The organism is Siminovitchia fordii DSM 16014 = CIP 108821, from assembly GCF_000374565.1.
Classification (GTDB): Bacteria; Bacillota; Bacilli; order Bacillales; family Bacillaceae_C; genus Siminovitchia; species Siminovitchia fordii.
The window spans coordinates 56676-74760 of sequence record NZ_KB894694.1; the positions used below are offsets into that span (position 1 = coordinate 56676).

Annotated in this window: 17 protein-coding genes, 1 pseudogene and 1 riboswitch; of the genes and pseudogenes, 9 read left to right on the forward strand and 9 right to left on the reverse strand. The window is 43.3% G+C overall.

The features are described 5' to 3' along the window. Positions 1-191: 191 nt before the first annotated feature. Positions 192-1240 (forward strand): annotated as a pseudogene (locus tag C509_RS24840) (suppressor of fused domain protein). Between the two features lie 105 nt (positions 1241-1345). On the opposite strand, the gene C509_RS0113995 reads toward C509_RS24840, so the two are convergent. After that, positions 1346-4522: an SNF2 helicase associated domain-containing protein gene (locus C509_RS0113995; RefSeq protein WP_018707547.1), complete on the reverse strand. Its 3177-nt coding sequence runs from the start codon at positions 4520-4522 to the stop codon at positions 1346-1348. A 181-nt stretch (positions 4523-4703) separates the two neighbouring features. Between C509_RS0113995 and C509_RS0114000 the strand changes: the two genes are divergently transcribed. Then, positions 4704-5780: a mechanosensitive ion channel family protein gene (locus tag C509_RS0114000; protein WP_018707548.1), complete on the forward strand. Its 1077-nt coding sequence runs from the start codon at positions 4704-4706 to the stop codon at positions 5778-5780. Positions 5781-6128: 348 nt separating this feature from the next. Further along, positions 6129-6464, forward strand: coding sequence for a bacillithiol system redox-active protein YtxJ (gene ytxJ / locus C509_RS0114005; protein ID WP_018707549.1), 336 nt, complete (start codon positions 6129-6131; stop codon positions 6462-6464). A gap of 33 nt (positions 6465-6497) precedes the next feature. On the opposite strand, the gene C509_RS0114010 is transcribed toward ytxJ, so the two are convergent. Next, positions 6498-7793, reverse strand: coding sequence for a Zn-dependent hydrolase (locus tag C509_RS0114010; RefSeq protein WP_018707550.1), 1296 nt, complete (start codon positions 7791-7793; stop codon positions 6498-6500). 148 nt (positions 7794-7941) lie between these two features. Here C509_RS0114010 and C509_RS0114015 point away from each other — a divergent pair, with 148 nt between their 5' ends. The 3 genes from C509_RS0114015 to C509_RS26520 all read left to right on the forward strand — a co-directional run bounded on the left by C509_RS0114015 (position 7942) and on the right by C509_RS26520 (position 8972). Continuing rightward, positions 7942-8565 carry a flavin reductase family protein gene (locus C509_RS0114015; protein WP_018707551.1) on the forward strand — a complete coding sequence of 208 codons (624 nt, stop codon included), beginning with the start codon at positions 7942-7944 and terminating at the stop codon, positions 8563-8565. Between the two features lie 68 nt (positions 8566-8633). Beyond that, positions 8634-8786, forward strand: coding sequence for a hypothetical protein (locus tag C509_RS26160; RefSeq protein ID WP_018707552.1), 153 nt, complete (start codon positions 8634-8636; stop codon positions 8784-8786). Between the two features lie 21 nt (positions 8787-8807). Continuing rightward, complete coding sequence (locus C509_RS26520) at positions 8808-8972, forward strand: hypothetical protein (protein WP_018707553.1); 165 nt, start codon at positions 8808-8810, stop codon at positions 8970-8972. 40 nt (positions 8973-9012) lie between these two features. Here the strand turns inward: C509_RS26520 and C509_RS0114030 are convergent, their stop codons facing one another. Continuing rightward, the gene (locus tag C509_RS0114030) at positions 9013-10635 is read right to left on the reverse strand and encodes a Na/Pi cotransporter family protein (protein WP_018707554.1); all 1623 of its coding nucleotides are present in this window, start codon (positions 10633-10635) and stop codon (positions 9013-9015) included. Between the two features lie 912 nt (positions 10636-11547). Here C509_RS0114030 and C509_RS27045 point away from each other — a divergent pair. Both C509_RS27045 and C509_RS24845 read left to right on the forward strand, forming a co-directional pair. Next, positions 11548-11763 carry a hypothetical protein gene (locus C509_RS27045; RefSeq protein ID WP_018707555.1) on the forward strand — a complete coding sequence of 72 codons (216 nt, stop codon included), beginning with the start codon at positions 11548-11550 and terminating at the stop codon, positions 11761-11763. Further along, positions 11730-12101, forward strand: a complete 372-nt coding sequence (locus tag C509_RS24845; RefSeq protein ID WP_018707556.1) for a GNAT family N-acetyltransferase — start codon at positions 11730-11732, stop codon at positions 12099-12101. Before C509_RS27045 ends, C509_RS24845 begins: the two co-directional genes overlap by 34 nt. A 49-nt stretch (positions 12102-12150) precedes the next feature. On the opposite strand, the gene C509_RS0114040 is transcribed toward C509_RS24845, so the two are convergent. From C509_RS0114040 to C509_RS0114060, 5 genes are all read right to left on the reverse strand, one after another. Next, a complete protein-coding gene (locus C509_RS0114040) occupies positions 12151-13164 on the reverse strand; it encodes a ThiF family adenylyltransferase (RefSeq protein ID WP_018707557.1) in 1014 nt (337 codons plus the stop codon). Further along, complete coding sequence (locus C509_RS0114045) at positions 13161-13934, reverse strand: thiazole synthase (protein ID WP_018707558.1); 774 nt, start codon at positions 13932-13934, stop codon at positions 13161-13163. Before C509_RS0114045 ends, C509_RS0114040 begins: the two co-directional genes overlap by 4 nt. A gap of 4 nt (positions 13935-13938) precedes the next feature. Then, positions 13939-14139, reverse strand: a complete 201-nt coding sequence (gene thiS, locus C509_RS0114050) for a sulfur carrier protein ThiS (protein ID WP_018707559.1) — start codon at positions 14137-14139, stop codon at positions 13939-13941. A gap of 16 nt (positions 14140-14155) precedes the next feature. Next, the gene (locus C509_RS0114055; RefSeq protein WP_018707560.1) at positions 14156-14761 is read right to left on the reverse strand and encodes a thiamine phosphate synthase; all 606 of its coding nucleotides are present in this window, start codon (positions 14759-14761) and stop codon (positions 14156-14158) included. 71 nt (positions 14762-14832) lie between these two features. Then, a riboswitch (TPP riboswitch) is annotated at positions 14833-14941 on the reverse strand. 88 nt (positions 14942-15029) lie between these two features. Further along, a complete protein-coding gene (locus tag C509_RS0114060) occupies positions 15030-15320 on the reverse strand; it encodes a 4a-hydroxytetrahydrobiopterin dehydratase (protein ID WP_033370135.1) in 291 nt (96 codons plus the stop codon). Positions 15321-15422: 102 nt separating this feature from the next. Between C509_RS0114060 and C509_RS0114065 the strand changes: the two genes are divergently transcribed. Next, complete coding sequence (locus C509_RS0114065) at positions 15423-16439, forward strand: LLM class flavin-dependent oxidoreductase (protein ID WP_018707562.1); 1017 nt, start codon at positions 15423-15425, stop codon at positions 16437-16439. Positions 16440-16496: 57 nt separating this feature from the next. Here C509_RS0114065 and C509_RS0114070 read toward each other — a convergent pair whose 3' ends face one another. Then, positions 16497-18050 carry a gamma-glutamyltransferase family protein gene (locus tag C509_RS0114070; RefSeq protein ID WP_154654419.1) on the reverse strand — a complete coding sequence of 518 codons (1554 nt, stop codon included), beginning with the start codon at positions 18048-18050 and terminating at the stop codon, positions 16497-16499. Positions 18051-18085 lie beyond the last annotated feature (35 nt).

Genomic DNA, 18085 nt, shown 5'->3' on the forward strand with positions numbered 1-18085 from the left:
CTATTAAGCAATTGAAAATTGAGACCGATTCTCATTACAGATGTTTAAACATCCTTGTAAGAGACCGTTTAAAAAGGTTCAAAGACTTTCCATAAAAAGGTTATAATAGCCAAAGGAACGGCCTGTGAATGAACCCTGAAATTTAGTAAATTTACTAAATGGTTCCGAAAAGGCATGGAGGAGATGAGCACATGAGTGAAGAAGTTCGGTCAGTTGGCTGGGAAGCGATTGATAACGAGATGGAGCGATTATATGGAAAACAGGAGCCGAAACATTATGGGACTCTTATCTCTTACGCATTAGGCGGGCCAGACCCTCTTGAAGGCATTAGTGCATATGTCAGCCAAGAGCCATTCCCTCACTGGCATTTAGTCACGTATGGTTTTTCGGATTTATACGAAAATGAAAACAAAGACTCTGAATATAGCGGGTATGGATTTGAATTGACCTTTCGATTAAAAAAAGATCCAGAAGAAGAAGAACCGCCAGCTTGGAGTTTAAACTTTTTACAAAACCTGGGACGCTACGTATTTTCCAGCGGAAATCTTTTCAGAGAAGGCGATTACTTAAATGCGAACGGCCCTATTGCATTAGAAACAGATACGCTAATCCAATCGATTGCTTTTATTCAAGACCCTGAGCTTCCGCCAATTGAAACAGAAAATGGCAGTGTTGAGTTTCTTCAGGTTGTAGGAATTACGCTTGATGAGTTAGAGGCCATGCAAATGTGGAATACACTAAGTCTCTTGCAAGCAGCTTCACCGCACCTCCCTTTGTACATAACCGATCTTCAGAGGCAAACTTTTATGGATGAGCCGATGATGAAAGAAGCCTTAGAGAAAGGGATGGAGCAGGACGGTTCGAATACAGGATTTCTATTTTTGGACAACTTGCAATGGTTACAAAAGAAATCTCTTCTTAAAAGCTGACAGTCGGTGCAAAAGATGCCCCATTATTGGCGAAAATATTAAAGGGGAGAATTTCTAAAAAGCGAGATTTAACATTAATTGGAGCAGATTTATCCATCACCTTCACTCAAGCTGAACAGTCAGAAATAAAGGCCGAGGAAGCAAATAAAATCACAATAGGTATCAATGATCAATGTATGGGTGAATTGGAAGAAGTACTTGTTCCATATGAAAGCAAACATAATTTAAATAGTTTTAAAAAATTGATCCTCCAAATTGTAAAAAGCGAGATTAAGGATCAGGATGGCAAGGTTGTCAAGACAATTGGTTAGACATAAAGCATTCAGGGGAATGGACTGTAAGCAAGAGTACGTAAAACTCTTGCTTACAGTTTATATAAAAAACAGCCATCGTCATGATAGCTGTTTTTATTCGACTCATATGCTTAATATTTCTTTAATATCTTCTTCTGTCAGACTGGAGAGCATCGTCTCTCCCGGTTGGATGACCTGCTCAATTAATTCCCGTTTCTTCTGCTGTAATTGATAAATCTTCTCTTCAATCGTACCTTTTGTTATGAGCCTGATCACCTGAACGACGTTTTTCTGTCCAAAACGGTGTGCCCTTCCTGCAGCTTGATCTTCCACAGCAGGATTCCACCATAAATCGTAAAGAATGACCGTATCGGCCGCCGTGAGATTCAAACCGGTCCCTCCCGCCTTTAGGGAAATGAGAAAAATGGATTTCTCCCCATTGTTGAAATGCTCACTCATTCTCAACCGCTCCTGTGAAGGTGTCTGCCCGTTCAAATAAAAATGGGGGTAACCGGCTTTAACCAGCTCTCTTTGAATGATGTCCAGCATGCTTGTAAACTGGGAAAAAATAAGAAGTTTTTTCCCATTCTCCATGGAGGCATCGACCGTTTCCATCAACTGTTCCAGCTTACCCGATTTTCCTTCGTAATTTTCCAGGAAAAGCGATGGATGGCAGCAAAGCTGGCGTAGGCGGGTAATGCCTGCCAGGATTTTCATCCGGCTTTTTTGGAATCCCTCTCCCTTTAAGGAAGCTGCGGTTTCTTCTTGAATCCGTTGCAAATAGCCCACATACAGCTCCTTCTGCTCCTTGGACAGCTCAGTAATATGAGTGGATTCGATTTTTTCCGGAAGCTCCTTTAATACATCCGTTTTAAGCCTGCGTAAAATAAACGGCCTGATGATTTGGGAAATTTTTTTAGGGTCCAGCTTTTTAAAATCTTTCAGCCCAGGGAATAAACCCGGCATAATTGCCTGAAAAATTCCCCACAACTCATCGACTGAATTCTCAATAGGCGTTCCGCTCAATGCAAATTTCCGCGTTGCTCGTATACTTCTTACGGCTGCAGCAGACTTCGTCGTGTAATTTTTGATAAACTGTGCTTCATCCAGAATAAGCGTGTGAAACTGTTCTTTTATATATAAATCGATGTCCTGTCTAAGCGTGGAGTAGGACGTGATATAAACATCAGCCTTAGCCGCTTCCAACACTTTCTCCCTTTCCTCCCGCGTACCAGCAACAACGACTGTACTGACTGACGGAGCAAACTTGTTCCATTCACTCTGCCAGTTGTAGATCAATGACGCCGGAGCAACAATCAAATGACGGTTACCTTCCTGTTCGGATAAAAGATAGGCGATACTTTGCAATGTTTTCCCCAAACCCATGTCATCTGCCAAAATCCCTCCAAGATGATACTTGGATAAAGAACGAAACCATTGGTATCCGGTCTTTTGGTATTCCCTCATAGAAGCCTTCAGCCCTTCAGGCAATGGTAAAATTTGCTCTTCAGGTTTTTTCAAATGATCAAGCAGCCTCTTAAAGGCAGGATCATACTGTTTTTTCGTTCGCAAAGAATCGTCTATTTGGACACCACGATATATGGGAACATGGATGCTCCCCTCTTCTAATTCCTCCCTGCTGACCCGCAGGTCCGTAAAGAGTTCCTGCAGGGATTGAAATTCATCCGTCTCAAGCGATAAAAAAGTACCGTTTCTCATCCTATAAAAACGCTTTTTTTCAATCGCGGTTCTCATAATATCAGCGATCTCTTCATCATCAATCCCATCAAGCTGGAAGCTGATTTCCAGCAATCCCGCCGATTCTTCAGTGGTAATGTTCGTTTTAGGAATTGGCTGCTCTAAAGAAACAATCCGACGGATGCTGTTCGTCAGAAATAACTCGCACCGTTCTCCAAGCGCAGGCAATATAGAAAACAGAAAATCATAGAGTTCTTCCTCATCCAACTGGAGATGCAGTTCTTTTCCGTTATATTTCATTCCTGCATTTTCGATGATGTTCATGATTTCTTTCTCTTTTTCAACATCTCTGATTAAAATTTTCTCCGACTCTTCATGCTGATAAAATGGATCTACGGTTATACCGCCGTAATCGTACTCAAGCTTTGCCTTGATTGTATCCTCTTCGAGATCGATATAGGCTTTTGCTGTCAGTGGAACCTGGATAATCTGTTCTTTCACCTTTTCCGCAACCCGTACAGTACCCAACTTTTCCAATCGCGGCAAAACTTCGGACACAAAAGCACCAGCTTGATCCCCGGCAATGGAAATTTTACTGTTTTTTGTTTGAATCTTTAAGATTTTTTCAATGAAAGGAAGAAGGTCAGACGGCGGAAAATAAATTTCACCATTTAAAAAGACCAGATTATATGGCCCCATATAAACAGCGTTCTCAATATCGGGCAGTACCAGTTCAAGGTCATGATCCCCATTTTTCCCCAGTTCATATTGGAATGGAAATTCTCTCTCAGTGATCCGAATTCCGTCAAAGGTCCTGGAGCCCAATTTTCCAATCACGTGTCTGTCCTGTAACCTTTCCAATAATGAGCGGGCAAACAGCGGAGGAATCATTATAGACCGTGCAGTCGAGTAGATAGACGGGTTCATAAAGTAAGACTTGATGCCTTCGGTATATAGCTTTTCATTTTCGATGATCATGTACAGCTCATCTAAAATATTAGTGTCCGCAGAATCTATTTCATGCTCTTCCGGAATGTAAGTGAACTTTTTGGTGAATGGGTGTTCGTTCCCGCCCTTAATATTCTCAATAAACTCTGCTACATCGCGGACAACATACGCATGTTCCACGCCTGCCTTCACTTCTACGAAAAGAGCCTGCGGATTGGAAAAATCACAATGATACTCAATTTTTAATGGCTTTCTTCCAAAAGTTGGAACGATACTCCTTGCAGAAGTATCCTCATCAAGTAATTGGATTAAATCTGCAGCGGCGTGATATTTTCCACCATACGAGCTGCCCTTTATCTGCATCAATTCCTCTTGTTTTTCGCAGATCTCAAGCATGGCCGCTACAATATGTTTGCACTCGTAATATGCTTCGAACGACGGGCAATCGCAATATACCGGAACATTCTCCGGAAGCTTGCTTACATTCACTTCCACCAGATAGGAATGGGTCCCTTCTACATAAGTACGGCAAATACCGCTATTATGATCAAAATTCAATTTACCGACCCGACCCTGGAAATAATATTCCCTGCCCCGCCTGTATATGTTCGGATGGAACATTTCTGCTACTTGGTTCTTCTGTAAAAGTGCCAAATTGCAATAAACCCTTCTTTCCGTCTGCTTTTATATGTTTTTATAGCTGTTATTTTAAAGTATATCCCACCCATTTTACCATATTTTCTGACTCATTCATAATTCATTAGAAACCCGCAGTTTGACCTTTTTAAAACAGGGAAAGGATGAAAGGATTAATTGTATCGGGAGGAATCATTCATTGGGGGACAATCAGACCATTCATGGACTCGATTACCTGAAAAATTTATCACTCATAGATATTGCTTTTTTTTTCGTATATGTTTTGGTGATTTTTGCAATAAAATGGACTGCCCTGTTCATTTTAAAAAGGGTTTATCATTCGGACAGAACCAAGCATAGTTTTATTCCAATAATGGAAGCCATTCTTAATTGGCTCTCTTTTTACGGATCCATTCTTTTATTCATTTTTTATTTTTCAAAAGAAAAATGGCTGTTTACTCCTATTTATAGAGTAAAAGGGATTGATGTTTCTCTTTTCCTGATCTTGGTAGCCTTCATGCTTATCACATTTGCAAACCGCATGGTCAAATTATTCAATGCTCACATCATGCCACTAGCTTATAAAAGGTTTCATGTAGATGCCGGTTCAGGATATACAATCAACCGGCTTATTTATTACACCGTGATGATGATAGCGGTTATGGTGAGCTTCGCCATTGTCGGATTTAATTGGAAAGCCATTGCCGTAGCATTCAGTACACTGGGAATCGGTGTCGGGTTCGGATTGCGAAATGTGGCAGCAAATTTTATTTCGGGACTGATCATTTTATTTGAAAAACCATTGGAAGTCGGGGAAGTGATCGAAGTCGACGGCCAGACAGGAGTGGTGACCAAAATAAAATTGAGATCTACGTCCTTAAGGATGTACAAAGAAGGAACGCTTATCATTCCGAACCAGTATCTCATTGAAAACATGATTAAAAATATGGCGGACGAAAAACTTTATACGAATATTACTGTCAGTGTGGCTTATGGGACGGATACGAGAAAAGTGGAAGGTTTGTTACAAGAAACAGCTAACCGAGGGATTGAAGGAGAAAAAGGCGTTTTGTCAGACCTTCCGCCATCCATCCGACTAACTGACATACAAGAGTCGACTTTGATATTCTCCATTGAAATCCCAGTTGCAAACACCGAGACTAAAGAAAAGCTGGAAGATAAACTCCGCCATTTAATCGTCTCTGCTTTTTATAAAAATAATATACAGCCTGCAAATGTTCCCAATGGATCTGATAAAGGCAATATAGGTGAATGATGGAGAGATTTTTGGGATAATAAGAAAAGAGGAATGCTCATTTAGCGACGTACAGGCTTAGCAGAAAAGCGGGCATCTAAAACGATTCCCGAGGAAGCAGCACTCTAACCACTAGCAGGGCCGCTACATCCTTGAATCAACTTTTGAGCAGTTTTACTCCTATGATGTTGCATAAGATGCTCAAATAAGCTGACGTTTTCGGATACCGCTTCCTTGCAGGCTTGTGTCTTTAGATGGCTTGTCCTTGTCGCTGGGCATCTAGCTGCCATACCAAAGAACAGAAACATGGTGCCAAAACTATCGTAAAGAAACCTCTACAAAACTTAGGATAAAGAAAGGATGACCATCATGTCAGAATTAAAACAGATTACATCTGAATCAGAGTGGAAAGCCCTTATGCAGGATTCAAACGAGAAACCTGTACTTTTATTCAAACATAGTACAACTTGCCCTGTCAGCGCCAATGCCTATAAAGAATACCAGGAATTTGCAACTGACCTGGACAAGTACTATCTGATTGTAAGCGAAAGCCGTCCGGTGTCAAACCAGGTAGCGGAGGATTTGGATATTAAACATGAGTCTCCGCAAATTTTCCTATTGAATGATGGTAAAGCTGTATGGAATACATCCCATTGGAATATTACAGGGGATAACATAAAACAAGCATTAGAAGAGAGTATTTAGTAAATTACTTAAGAGGGCGCAATTTGCGCCCTCTTAATGATTGGCCAGCCGTCTTAAAGCCTCTTTCATCACCTGTACCCCGTTTACGCAGTCCGTAAGGGATGTCCACTCTTCAGGGGAATGGCTTTTTCCCTTATGGCTTGGAACAAAAATCATACCGGAAGGTACGTATTTTCCCATAACCATCGCATCATGGCCCGCTCCGCTTGGAATACTGATTGCCGTTAATCCATTTTTTTCAGCAGCAGCACGGACAGCTTCCTGAATTGTATCCGGAACAACAACAGGCGGGATTTTGACTTCTTCTTTCACTTTAATTTTCAGCCCTCGTTTTTGCGCGATCTCTTCAGCCGAGACTTTCATAACATCAAGCATTTGATCCCTTGCACTTTCATCAATATCCCTTGCATCCACCATCACTTCGGTTTTACCGGCAATAACATTCGTTCCATTGGGAAAAATATTCATTTTCCCGACAGTCGCTACAGCTGTTTCGCTAAATTTTCTTGGCATTTTTTCAACTGCCAGGATAAATTCACCGGCTGCAGCCACCGTATCTTTCCTGTATTCCATGGGGGTGTTACCAGCATGGTCCGTTTCACCATAGAAGGTAAAGGAAGTCCAGACAGGACCGGCAATCCCGTTTACGACACCGATATTTTTCCCTTCTGCCTCCAGCTTTTTTCCCTGCTCAATATGCAGTTCCAAAAAGGCATGTATTTCCTTTGGGTCTCTATAAGCGGATGAGATATTTTCAGGGTCGAAGCCGTATTCTTTCATCGCTTGATACAACACTTTTCCGTTTTTGTCCTTAAACTTCATCAGATCTTCCTTTTTTAATTCTCCCATCAATACCCTGCTCCCAAACAGACTGTTATTAAATCTTGCCCCTTCTTCGTCGACAAACACCACGAGTTCAACGGACCTTTTCAACAGGAGACCGGACTGGATAAGCGCCTTGATGGCAAGAAGGCTGCTGATACATCCGAGTGGGCCGTCAAAAGCTCCGCCATTTGGGACGCTGTCCAAATGAGAGCCTGTCAAAACCGCAGGAAGGTCAGGATTTTCTCCCTCAATCCTTCCGAACAGATTTCCAATCGCATCTTCTTTTACCGTAAGGCCGATTTCTGTCATCCATTCGCTGAACAGCTGCTTAGCCTGACTCTCTTCATCAGTATAAGGAAAGCGGGATACCCCTCCATCCTCTGTTCTTCCGATTCGCGCAAGCTTATCCAGCTTTTCGGCTAATTCTACTGGATCAATCCCTTCATATGAAGGACAATTATTCAACTCCTTCAGCAAACGCTCTTTTGAAAATATTTCTTCCATGATCAACACCGCTTTCAATGGAAAAGTATATATACTCAGAATACTAGATGACAGCTGTCCGGACAAAAGATAAATATTAACTTTTCAGCAAAGCTTGTGTACAATGAAATAAAAACTGATCGGAATATTCCAAGAAAGGCGGTATTTTATGATCACTCTTGATCCAAATGAGCTTAAGGGAAAAGAAATGTACAAGCTGTTATCGGGGACCATCGTTCCGCGGCCCATCGCGTTTGTCACCACTTCTTCCACCGTAAATGGCGCTGTTAACGCAGCACCATTCAGCTTTTTCAATATCGTCAGCAGCGACCCTCCTCTTATTTCACTTTCCATCGGAAGAAAAAAAGGCAATGCGATGAAAGACACGGCGAGAAATGCCATTGAAAATGGTGAGCTTGTTGTACATATAAGTACGGAAGATATCATTGAAGATATAAACGAAACAGCTGCTTTGCTTCCTGCAGCGATTAGCGAATTGGAACTGACTGGACTTAATATTGTAGAGAGTACACATGTGAGCGTCCCCGGAATTTTGGAAGCAAAGGTGCGCTTTGAGTGCCGCCTTGAACATCATCACGAAATTAAAAATGACCAAGGAAAGACCGTTGCTGATTTTCTCATGGCTCGCGTTATATTCGTACATATGGACGAAAGAGTATATGACCTTCAAAAAGGCTATGTTCTCACTGAAGCTTTACGCCCTGTTGCTCGGCTTGCAGGAAGCGACTATGCAGAATTGGGAAAGCTGTACAGCCTGGTCCGTCCTGAATAATTTCCGATATTTTTTATAACAACGGGGATAATATATTACACGATATATCTTTAAAAGGAGAGCCCCCGATGAAAAGAGATGAACAGGAGCAGCTTCGCAGCCTTTCCAAGTTGAATCTTAAAAGAAAATCAAAGGAAGAAGTATTAGAATGGAGTCCTACAGGGTATGGATTTATATCCGCCATTCAGCAGAATGATGCAGAAACAGAATCAGAGGATTAAGAGCTGGAAAGGATGAAATAGATGAGAAAGTGGAATAAAGAAGCAGCACCCAATAATAATATGACAAGTGCCGATATCGAATTTTCCATGAGAAACAACAAGGAGAACATCGAATTTTCCGAAGAGCTCGCGGATGGCGGCGAAAGAAATGAACGATACGAGGATCAGAAAAATAAAGAGCGTTAAAAGCGGCAGACAGGATCGTCCCCTGTCTGCCGCTTTATATTTAAACATCCCCAATGACAGCCTGTGCGATGTTTACCGCATGGTCACCGATGCGCTCAAGGTTGCTGACAATATCCACATAAACGATTCCGGCCGTACCGGTACACTTATTGTCATTGAGCCGCTGGATATGCTTTTTACGGAGATCCCGCTCCATTCTATTGATCAGCCTTTCATTGGCCAGCACCGCCCCCGCTTTAGATTCATTATCTTCCTGCAAAGACTCAAGTGCCTGATGCAGAGTCGAAGAAGTCAACTCAAACATCCTGTCCAAATCGTGGATGGCCGATTCAGAAAACTTTACTTTATTCTGGATCTGACTGTCAACAAGTTCCATGATATTTTCTATATGATCTCCGATTCGTTCCAAATCCATCACTGTGTTCAAGAGTGAACTGTGGGTTTTTAAGTCCTGGTCTGATAAGGAATGATATGAAATTTGAACCAAATAATCGGTAATCACCTTATCCAAGTTGTTCAGGGCATCTTCAATTTGTGGAAGCAGCTCCCGGTGTTTCTTTTCTCTTGTTTTATAAAAACCGCTTACTTCTTTTAGCCCCTGTTCTGCCAGCTCACCCATACGAAGAACTTCTTTTTTACCCTGCCCAAGCGCAATGGATGGAGATTGGCGGATAAATTTCTCACCCAAATGAACTGGTTTATGTTCAATCATCTTGTCCTCACCAGGTACAAGCTTAGTCACAATCCAAGCCAAGACAGCAATGAAAGGGAATTGAATAATCGTATTTGACACATTAAATGTTCCGTGGGCAAATGCAATCGTCATCTTTGGATTCAAAGCAAATGTTGCCTGCATATATTCGACAAGATGAGTAAATGGAATAAACAAGATCAACACAAGGATTGTGCCAATAACATTAAACATGACATGAGTTAATGCAGCCCGCTTTGCTGCAACCGAAGCACCTATGGATGCCAAAATGGCTGTAATCGTTGTTCCGATATTATCACCGAACAAAATTGGCAAGGCTGCTTGCAGGGTAATGGTACCTTGATCAAAAAGTGTTTGGAGAAGTGCAATAGATGCAGATGAACTTTGAACAATGACAGTAAAAAGAACACCTACTAGGACTCCAAGGAGTGGATGATCACTAAGACTTACTGTTAAGTCAGTGAAAAATTGTGCTCCACGGAGCGGCTTCATCGCATCGCCCATTAGGCTTAAACCGAAAAACAAGGCGCCGAATCCAAAAAACACAGTACCAAAATTATTGATTTTATGATTTTTGAAAAAGAAAATCAAGAATGCACCAATTGCAATAATCGGCAAGGCATAGTCAGAAATATTGATTCCGATAATAAAAGCTGTGACTGTCGTACCAATATTGGCGCCCATTATGACCCCAATTGCCTGCCTCAAGGTCATAAAGCCTGCTGTGACCAGTCCGATTGTCAAGACCGTCGTTCCGGAACTAGATTGGATGAGGCCAGTAACAACAATACCGGTTAGAACGCCTAGGATCGGCCTTGTAGTAAATCTGTCAAGCAAATCCCGAAGCCCGTCGCCAGCCACTTTCTGGAGTCCGTCGCCCATCGTTTTAATCCCGTATAGGAAAATTCCCAGTCCTCCAAAAAACATGAAAAGCAATGTTTGCAAGTCCATTTCTTCAGCCCTTTATTCAATAGTTAGAAAAATAAGATTGACCAAGTATTCTTTTTAAACAAAAATACATTCTGTCTAGCTCCGACGGACAGGTGGTTCTAGTGCCACCGAAGCCACAGGATGTGGCGTCCTGAGGCGACCAGGCGCCGTCAGCTCGAGGTCACAAGTCAAATTGCTGTGGTGGCTGAAGAACTGCCTCCCAGCAATTCGCCTTGCGCTTTTCTTATATCTTTTCGACATTATTTTATCCTTAAATAATACTAATGAAGATATATTAAAAAGTAAACAAAACCAATGTAAAGAATTTGTTACAATAAAAGCGGAGGGCGGCTGCTTAGGGGCGACAAGCGCTGGCCGCCTTAAGTCGCCACGTCCTGTGGCGCCGTATGCACTAGGACATCCTGTCCGTCGGAGGGCAAGTAAGTGAAGTCGTCCTTTAACTTCATTGGCTTGACCGAGGCGACCTCGAGCCCCTGCCGACCGGAGCTGTACAGTAGAAAAGCGGAAGCGCCTGTACATCGACGTATGTGCTGGACTGAAACGAGTGAGATAAAGGAGAGTCGAAAGACGATAGTCTTTCGTTCTCGACTTATCGTAAACGAGTTGAAGGAAGCACACTAGTCGATAGGCGCTGGAACTGGACAATAAGAAAAGCGGAAGTGTTCGTTTAGCGACGTACAGATAAGCAGAAATGCGAAAACGCCTTGTTTAACCCCGACAAGCATAAGTCGATTCCCGAGGAGGTAGCTTTTCAGCCACCACAGGGAATAGGCTTATGACCTCGAGGGGCTAAGCGTTGTAGCTAGACATGGACGATTCCTGACGAGTTAAAAGAAAAAGAAAAGCGTAGGTGCTCTTTTCAGGATGCACAGACTGGATGGTTCCTAACCTGACTAATAGGGAGGCGAGACCATGGAAAAGATACAACCAAATGTATATAACATGTTAAACGGTGAAAAGTTCGAAGTAAGAACAGCTTTACCCAAAGATGCTGATCAATCGATACATTTCACAAAAAACATTTTAGTAGAGGCACCCTATTTACTGACTTCTTCGGCCGAATTTAAGATAACAACTGAAAAACAAAACAGTTCTTGCAGGAAATCTATAAAAACGAAGGAAGGTTAGCCCTTCTTGCAGATCATGAAGGGGAAATTATTGGGTTTCTAGACTTTCACTGTGGTCACAAAAAACGAAATGAACACCAAGGCTCTTTCGGAATGAGTGTAAAAAAAGAGTTTCGCAATCAGGGAGTCGGCAAAGCTTTACTTAAATGCCTTATACGATGGGCTGAAAACAACCCTTTGATTGAAAGAATTTCCCTTGAAGTTTTTTCCAATAACAAAGGTGCTATCCATCTATATACGAGCTTTGGATTTGTTGAAGAGGGGATACAAAGAAGAGCAATAAAAAATGACGATGGGAGTTATGAAGATATCATATTGATGGCATTATTCCTAAATTAAATTAAGCAAGGAGGTACTTACGCACCTCCTGTTTTACATTTTAGACTTTTCATCCCAACAGCTTTGCCGCAACAGTTTTTGCTTCGACAATATCCTTCGTGCCATGCACCAGCATGCGGCCATCCCGAAATAATACAATTCGATGACCATCAAAATGGCAGGCAACCAAATGCATATTGGAAATTAGATCGCTCACTATCGGGCGAATGGACTCAGCAATCGATCTAAGTTCCACACCTCTATAACGTGATAATGTAAGCTGCACTGTGTCCCGCCCACACAAAACAGCTGTTTTTGTCTGGTTTTCCCTCGATAAGAAAGGATACTCCGCTTTCTCAGAACAACTGGGGCAATTATGACGGCGAAGGGTCGTCACATCAATCGCCGCCTGTTCACCTGTCCATAGATCAAAGGACTTCAGCCTGTGATCAACTTCTTCTCCGACAATATACTTGAAAGCATTTGTTACTTGGTGGGCAGCAACGACCTGGATGATCGGGCTGATGACGCCTGCCGTGTCGCAGGTCAACGTTTGGGGCGGCAATGTGTCAAGCAGGCAATGGAGACACGGATGGTTCCCTATCCCAATGCAATACGTCAACCCATAACTGGCCACAACTGCCCCCATCAAAAATGGGGTACTTGTTTTTAATGCAGCATCATTCATTAAAAGCCTTGTTTCAATATTATCTGTCGCATCCACAATAAGAGTTTTTCCTTTTGCCAGCTCTTCTGCGTTTTCCTGTGTAACATCAGCTGTAAAAGTTTCAACTTCTATCATACTATTCAGTTCGCCTAGTCGACGTTTAGCTGCAACCGCCTTAGGAAGCTGATCCCTTACATCCTTCTCTGTATAAAGCTGCTGCCTCTGCAAATTGCTCCAATCCAAAATGTCCCGGTCCACAATCGTCAGCTTTCCGACACCGGAGCGTGCAAACATTTCTGCGCTTGCAGATCCTAGCGCCCCTGCCCCGATAATCAAAACATGGGCCTGACCTATTTTTTTTTGACCATCTTCCCCTATGGGGTCAAACAATTCCTGCCGCGAATATCGTTCGATCAAGTTGAAAGCAATCCTTCCATAGGACTGCTTGCCACAGCATAATCCCTTTCTTCAATGCGCCCTGCCTCATACCCCAGGCGACCGGCTTCAATTGCAAGCTTCATTGCCTCGGCCATTTTTACAGGGTCCTTTGCACCCGAAACCGCTGTGTTCAACAGCACTGCGTCTGCTCCAAGTTCCATGGCGAATGCCGCGTCTTTTGGGGAACCAATTCCCGCATCGATAATGACAGGCACCTTCGATTGTTCAATGATGAATTTTAAATTCAGCGGGTTTAAAATCCCCTTTCCTGAACCGATCGGCGATGCACCCGGCATGACGGCATGGACACCAAGCTCCTCCAGCCTTCGGGCCAATACCACATCATCCGATGTATACGCAAGCACTGTAAAACCTTCCTCCAACAACAATTCCGAAGCTCTTAGCGTTTCAACCGGATCCGGCAGCAGCGAACGGTCACAACCAATGATTTCCACCTTTACCATGTCACATAATCCTGAAGCCTTTGCCAGCTTTGCCGTTCTGACAGCTTCCTCGGCAGTTTTTGCCCCAGCCGTATTGGGGAGCAGGGTGTATTTTGATAAATCCAGCATCTCCAGGAAATTCGGCTGAGAGGGCTCAAACACATTCATCCTCCTTACTGCAAAGGTAAGTATTTCAGCTTCCGATACACGAACCGCTTCCTTTTGGATTTGAAAAGACGGATACTTGCCCGTTCCAAGCAACAGTCTTGATTGAAAAGTTTTCTCTCCTATTTTTAACATATTCATCTTGTCATCCTCCTCCTACAAAATGGATCATTTCCACTTCATCCCGATCCCGGATCGGCCTGTCATAATCATCTTTTTGAACTATTTCTTTATTTACTTCAACAATCACAATCCGTTTGGAAAGTTCAAGGTGTTCAAGAAGCTGCTGAACATTTGAAACATCTTCCGGCAGCTCATATGAGTTCCCATTTAACGTGATCTCCATAACATTCAACCTCCCTCTACTGTTGATAAAGTCGGCAGGCAGCATGGTACCTTTCTGCAGCCCTTGCCGGATCAGGGCTTCCAAATATCGAGGACATGACTGCAATTCCCTTTATATTCGTTTTTCTTAATAACGCAACATGTCTGGGCTTGATTCCCCCAATCGCATAAACACCGCATGCTACATGTTCCGTAACCTTTTTCAGCTCCTCAATGCCACGGGCGGATGCACCTTTTTTACATTCCGTTTCGTATACATGTCCGTATAAAAGCCAATCAGCTCCTGACTCGTTTGCTTTTATTCCTTCTTCCAGTGAGTGGATAGACCTCCCAGTTTGCAAATTTGGAAAATGTGATTTCACTAGCTGCAACGTCAAGCCGTGTCCCGGAAGCTGTACCTTGTTGATGCCCATAGCTACCGCAACATCAACCCTGTCGTTTATGATCAACTTTTCTTTACTGATATTTGCAGCAAACAAGTTGTCGATCAATCGTATGTATTCATTAGCTGTTTTTGTTCTTTCTCTGATTATAAAATAGTCGACAAAAGGTTCAGCCTCCATCATGATGCTGGCGAGAGCATCTGAGTCGAAGCGGTCATTTGTTACCGCTATCACCTCCACACCGAGCACCCCCCTTTTACAAACATAAAAAGCCACTTTCCTTTTCCAGGGAAAGTGGCATGATAAACTAAGAAAAATATATGGCACTTCCCTACGCAGGCACAAACCCGATCAGGTCATAAGGGTATCAGAGTTCCACTCTTCTCTCAGTCCTTTTTAAGGATTCCCCTAGTGTTTTTCAGTATTAAATTATAGATCTACAGATATGGTAACATGGTAAAGCAAATAATGGAAGTATGTGAAACCTTCTAAATCCCATAGAAAAAAACTATAAGTTTTTCATTTCTGAATAGAAACAATCGTAATACTCTGCCAATTTAAAATCCAGATCCGTCAATCCTTTTGCTCTCCATGAGGAAATTTTCACCGTTATCAATTTGTACTCGATCGAGATAAATGGATGATGCTGTACCCTTTCTGACTCTTCTGCAACCATTTTCACAAAAGAAATTCCTTGCAGGTAATCCCTGAAACGATATTTACGGACAATCCACTTTTCATCCGCCAGCTTCCAATCCTTCAGTTCGGAAAGCCTTTCTTGAATTTGCTGTTCAGACATTTTTTCCAAAAAGTTCTCCTCCCTTTTAAAGTCACATAATTGGACGTTCGCTTATAAACATTCTATCATTTCCCTTAAGAGATCTTTAAGGAGTGATTCCATTTGAATTCCCCGTCCGCAAAAAAATTTCACGGAATTCCATTGTCTGTTTTGGATTTGGCACCAATCACTGAAGGGAGCAATGCCTCTGAATCATTTAAAAACAGCGTCGAACTGGCACAGCATGTTGAACAATGGGGGTTTAACCGCTATTGGCTGGCGGAGCATCATAACATGCCCGGAATTGCCAGTTCAGCCACTTCGGTCATTATCGGCCATATAGCCGGAGCGACAAAAACAATACGTGTCGGAGCTGGCGGCATCATGCTCCCCAACCATGCAACACTCGTTATTGCTGAGCAATTCGGCACACTGGAGTCGCTTTATCCAGGTCGTATCGATCTAGGGCTTGGACGCGCACCGGGAAGTGACCAGGCAACAGCTTTTGCTTTACGGCGTACATTGAACAGGGGGGCGGAGGAATTCCCACAGCAGCTGGAGGAGCTTCAAAATTATTTTAGTGAAAATCCAATTGGCCGAGTTCAGGCCTATCCTGGAAGAGGCCTCGATATTCCGATTTGGCTGCTCGGGTCCAGTGATTTCAGTGCAAGACTTGCTGCCCAAAAGGGACTCCCTTTCTCATTTGCAAGCCATTTCGCCCCTCAATATACGCTGCCTGCACTGAGACTCTACCGTGACAATTTTGAGCCTTCTGATGCATTGGAAAAACCTTATGCCATGGTCGGTGTAAATGTGATTGTTGCTGATACTGAAGACCGTGCCCAGTGGCTTGCAACATCTCAGCAGCAGCAGTTCTTAAGCCTGATCAGAAATACGCCGTCTCAATTGAAGCCACCCATTGATGATATTGAAAAGGTTTGGTCACCTTTTGAAAGAGCTTCTGTGGAACAAACCCTTGATTCAGAATCAACCATTGTCGGAAGTCCTGCTACAGTCAAGCAAAAGCTTGAGGAGTTTATCGATAAAACTAAGGCGGATGAAGTCATTGTCAACTCACAGATTTTCTATCAAAAAGACCGCTTGCGTTCATATGAAATATTGGCTGGAATGATGAATTAATCTAAAATAAAAAAGAGTGGGTTCTGCATCAAAGCTGAGCCCACTCTTTTCTTCATATCACCAGACGGCGATCGCACCATCTGTCCTTGATTCAGTTCCAGCCACCAGTACACCTGTATCCGGATTTCTCCAAATGATCTGTCCCCGTCCAAAATTATTTGTCTCGAGGGCGATACGAATATCATGCCCCTGGTAGGCCAGTGCTTCAGCAAAATGATGTGGGAAACGATGCTCCACTTCCACTGTCTTCCCTTTGATCCACTGCCAACGCGGTGCATCCAGTGCTGCCTGCGGATGGAGGCCAAAGTCGATTGAATTCATTATCACCTGGACGTGTCCCTGCGGCTGCATGAATCCGCCCATGACTCCAAACGGCCCAACAGCTTGGTCCCCTTTTGTCAAAAATCCTGGAATAATTGTATGGAAAGTTTTCTTTCCGCCTTCAAGTGCATTTACATGGCCCGGATCCAAGGAGAAATTATTCCCGCGGTTCTGCAGGGCGATACCAGTGCCAGGGACAACCAATCCGGAACCAAATCCCATATAGTTGCTCTGGATAAAGGAAACCATATTTCCTTCCTTATCAGCAGTAGCCAAATATACCGTTCCACCGGCGGACGGCTCGCCCGGTTCAGGCATGCACGCTTCTGTCTTGATCAGTTTGCGCCGCTCCTCAGCGTACTCATCGCTCAAAATTTCATCCACAGTATACCTCATATGCTCCGGATCTGTAACGTGCTTATATCCATCAACATAAGCAAGTTTCATCGCTTCGATCTGCTTGTGGTATGTATCGAGCGATTCTTTTCTTGTAAACTCAAAACCTTTTAAGATATTCAAAGCCTGAAGGGCTACAATCCCCTGCCCATTCGGAGGGATTTCCCAAACATCATACCCGCGGTAATTGATGCTTATCGGGTCAACCCATTCGGCTTTATACTCCGCCAAATCTTCTTCTGTAATAAAACCACCTGTTTCCTTTGAAAAAGCGGCTATTTTCTTTGCCAATTCCCCACGGTAAAACGACTCTCCGTCCGTTTCCGCAATAGCACGCAATGTATCAGCATGCCCTTGGGACTTCCAGACTTCACCGACGGAAGGAGCATAGCCGTTTGGAGCAAAGGTATCAAACCAGTGTTTAAACTCATCACCCTTCAGCTCATCGGAAAATTGCAAGAACGCTTTGCGCCAAAATCTGCTCAATGTAGGTGAAACAGGGTAACCCTCTTCCGCATATGTAATCGCATCTTTCAGGACATCCTTTAATGGCAGCTTTCCAAATTTTTTGGACAGTTCTACCCATGCCCCTGGTGCACCTGGTACTGTAACAGGCAGCCACCCATATTTAGGCATCTCTTCGTGACCAAGTCCCTTTACTTTTTCAATAGAAATATTCTTAGGTGCACGGCCGCTGCCGTTTAAACCGTGAAGTTTGCCTTTTGTCCAAACAAGAGCAAAAGCATCACCGCCGATTCCGTTGGATGTCGGCTCACAAACCGTAAGGCAGGCTGCCGTAGCGATCGCCGCATCAATCGCATTCCCGCCTTTTTGTAGAATTTCCAACCCCGCCTGTGCAGCAAGCGGCTGTGATGTGGCTACAACGCCATTCATGGCATAAGCCGAGTTCCTTGTAATTGGATAAGGAT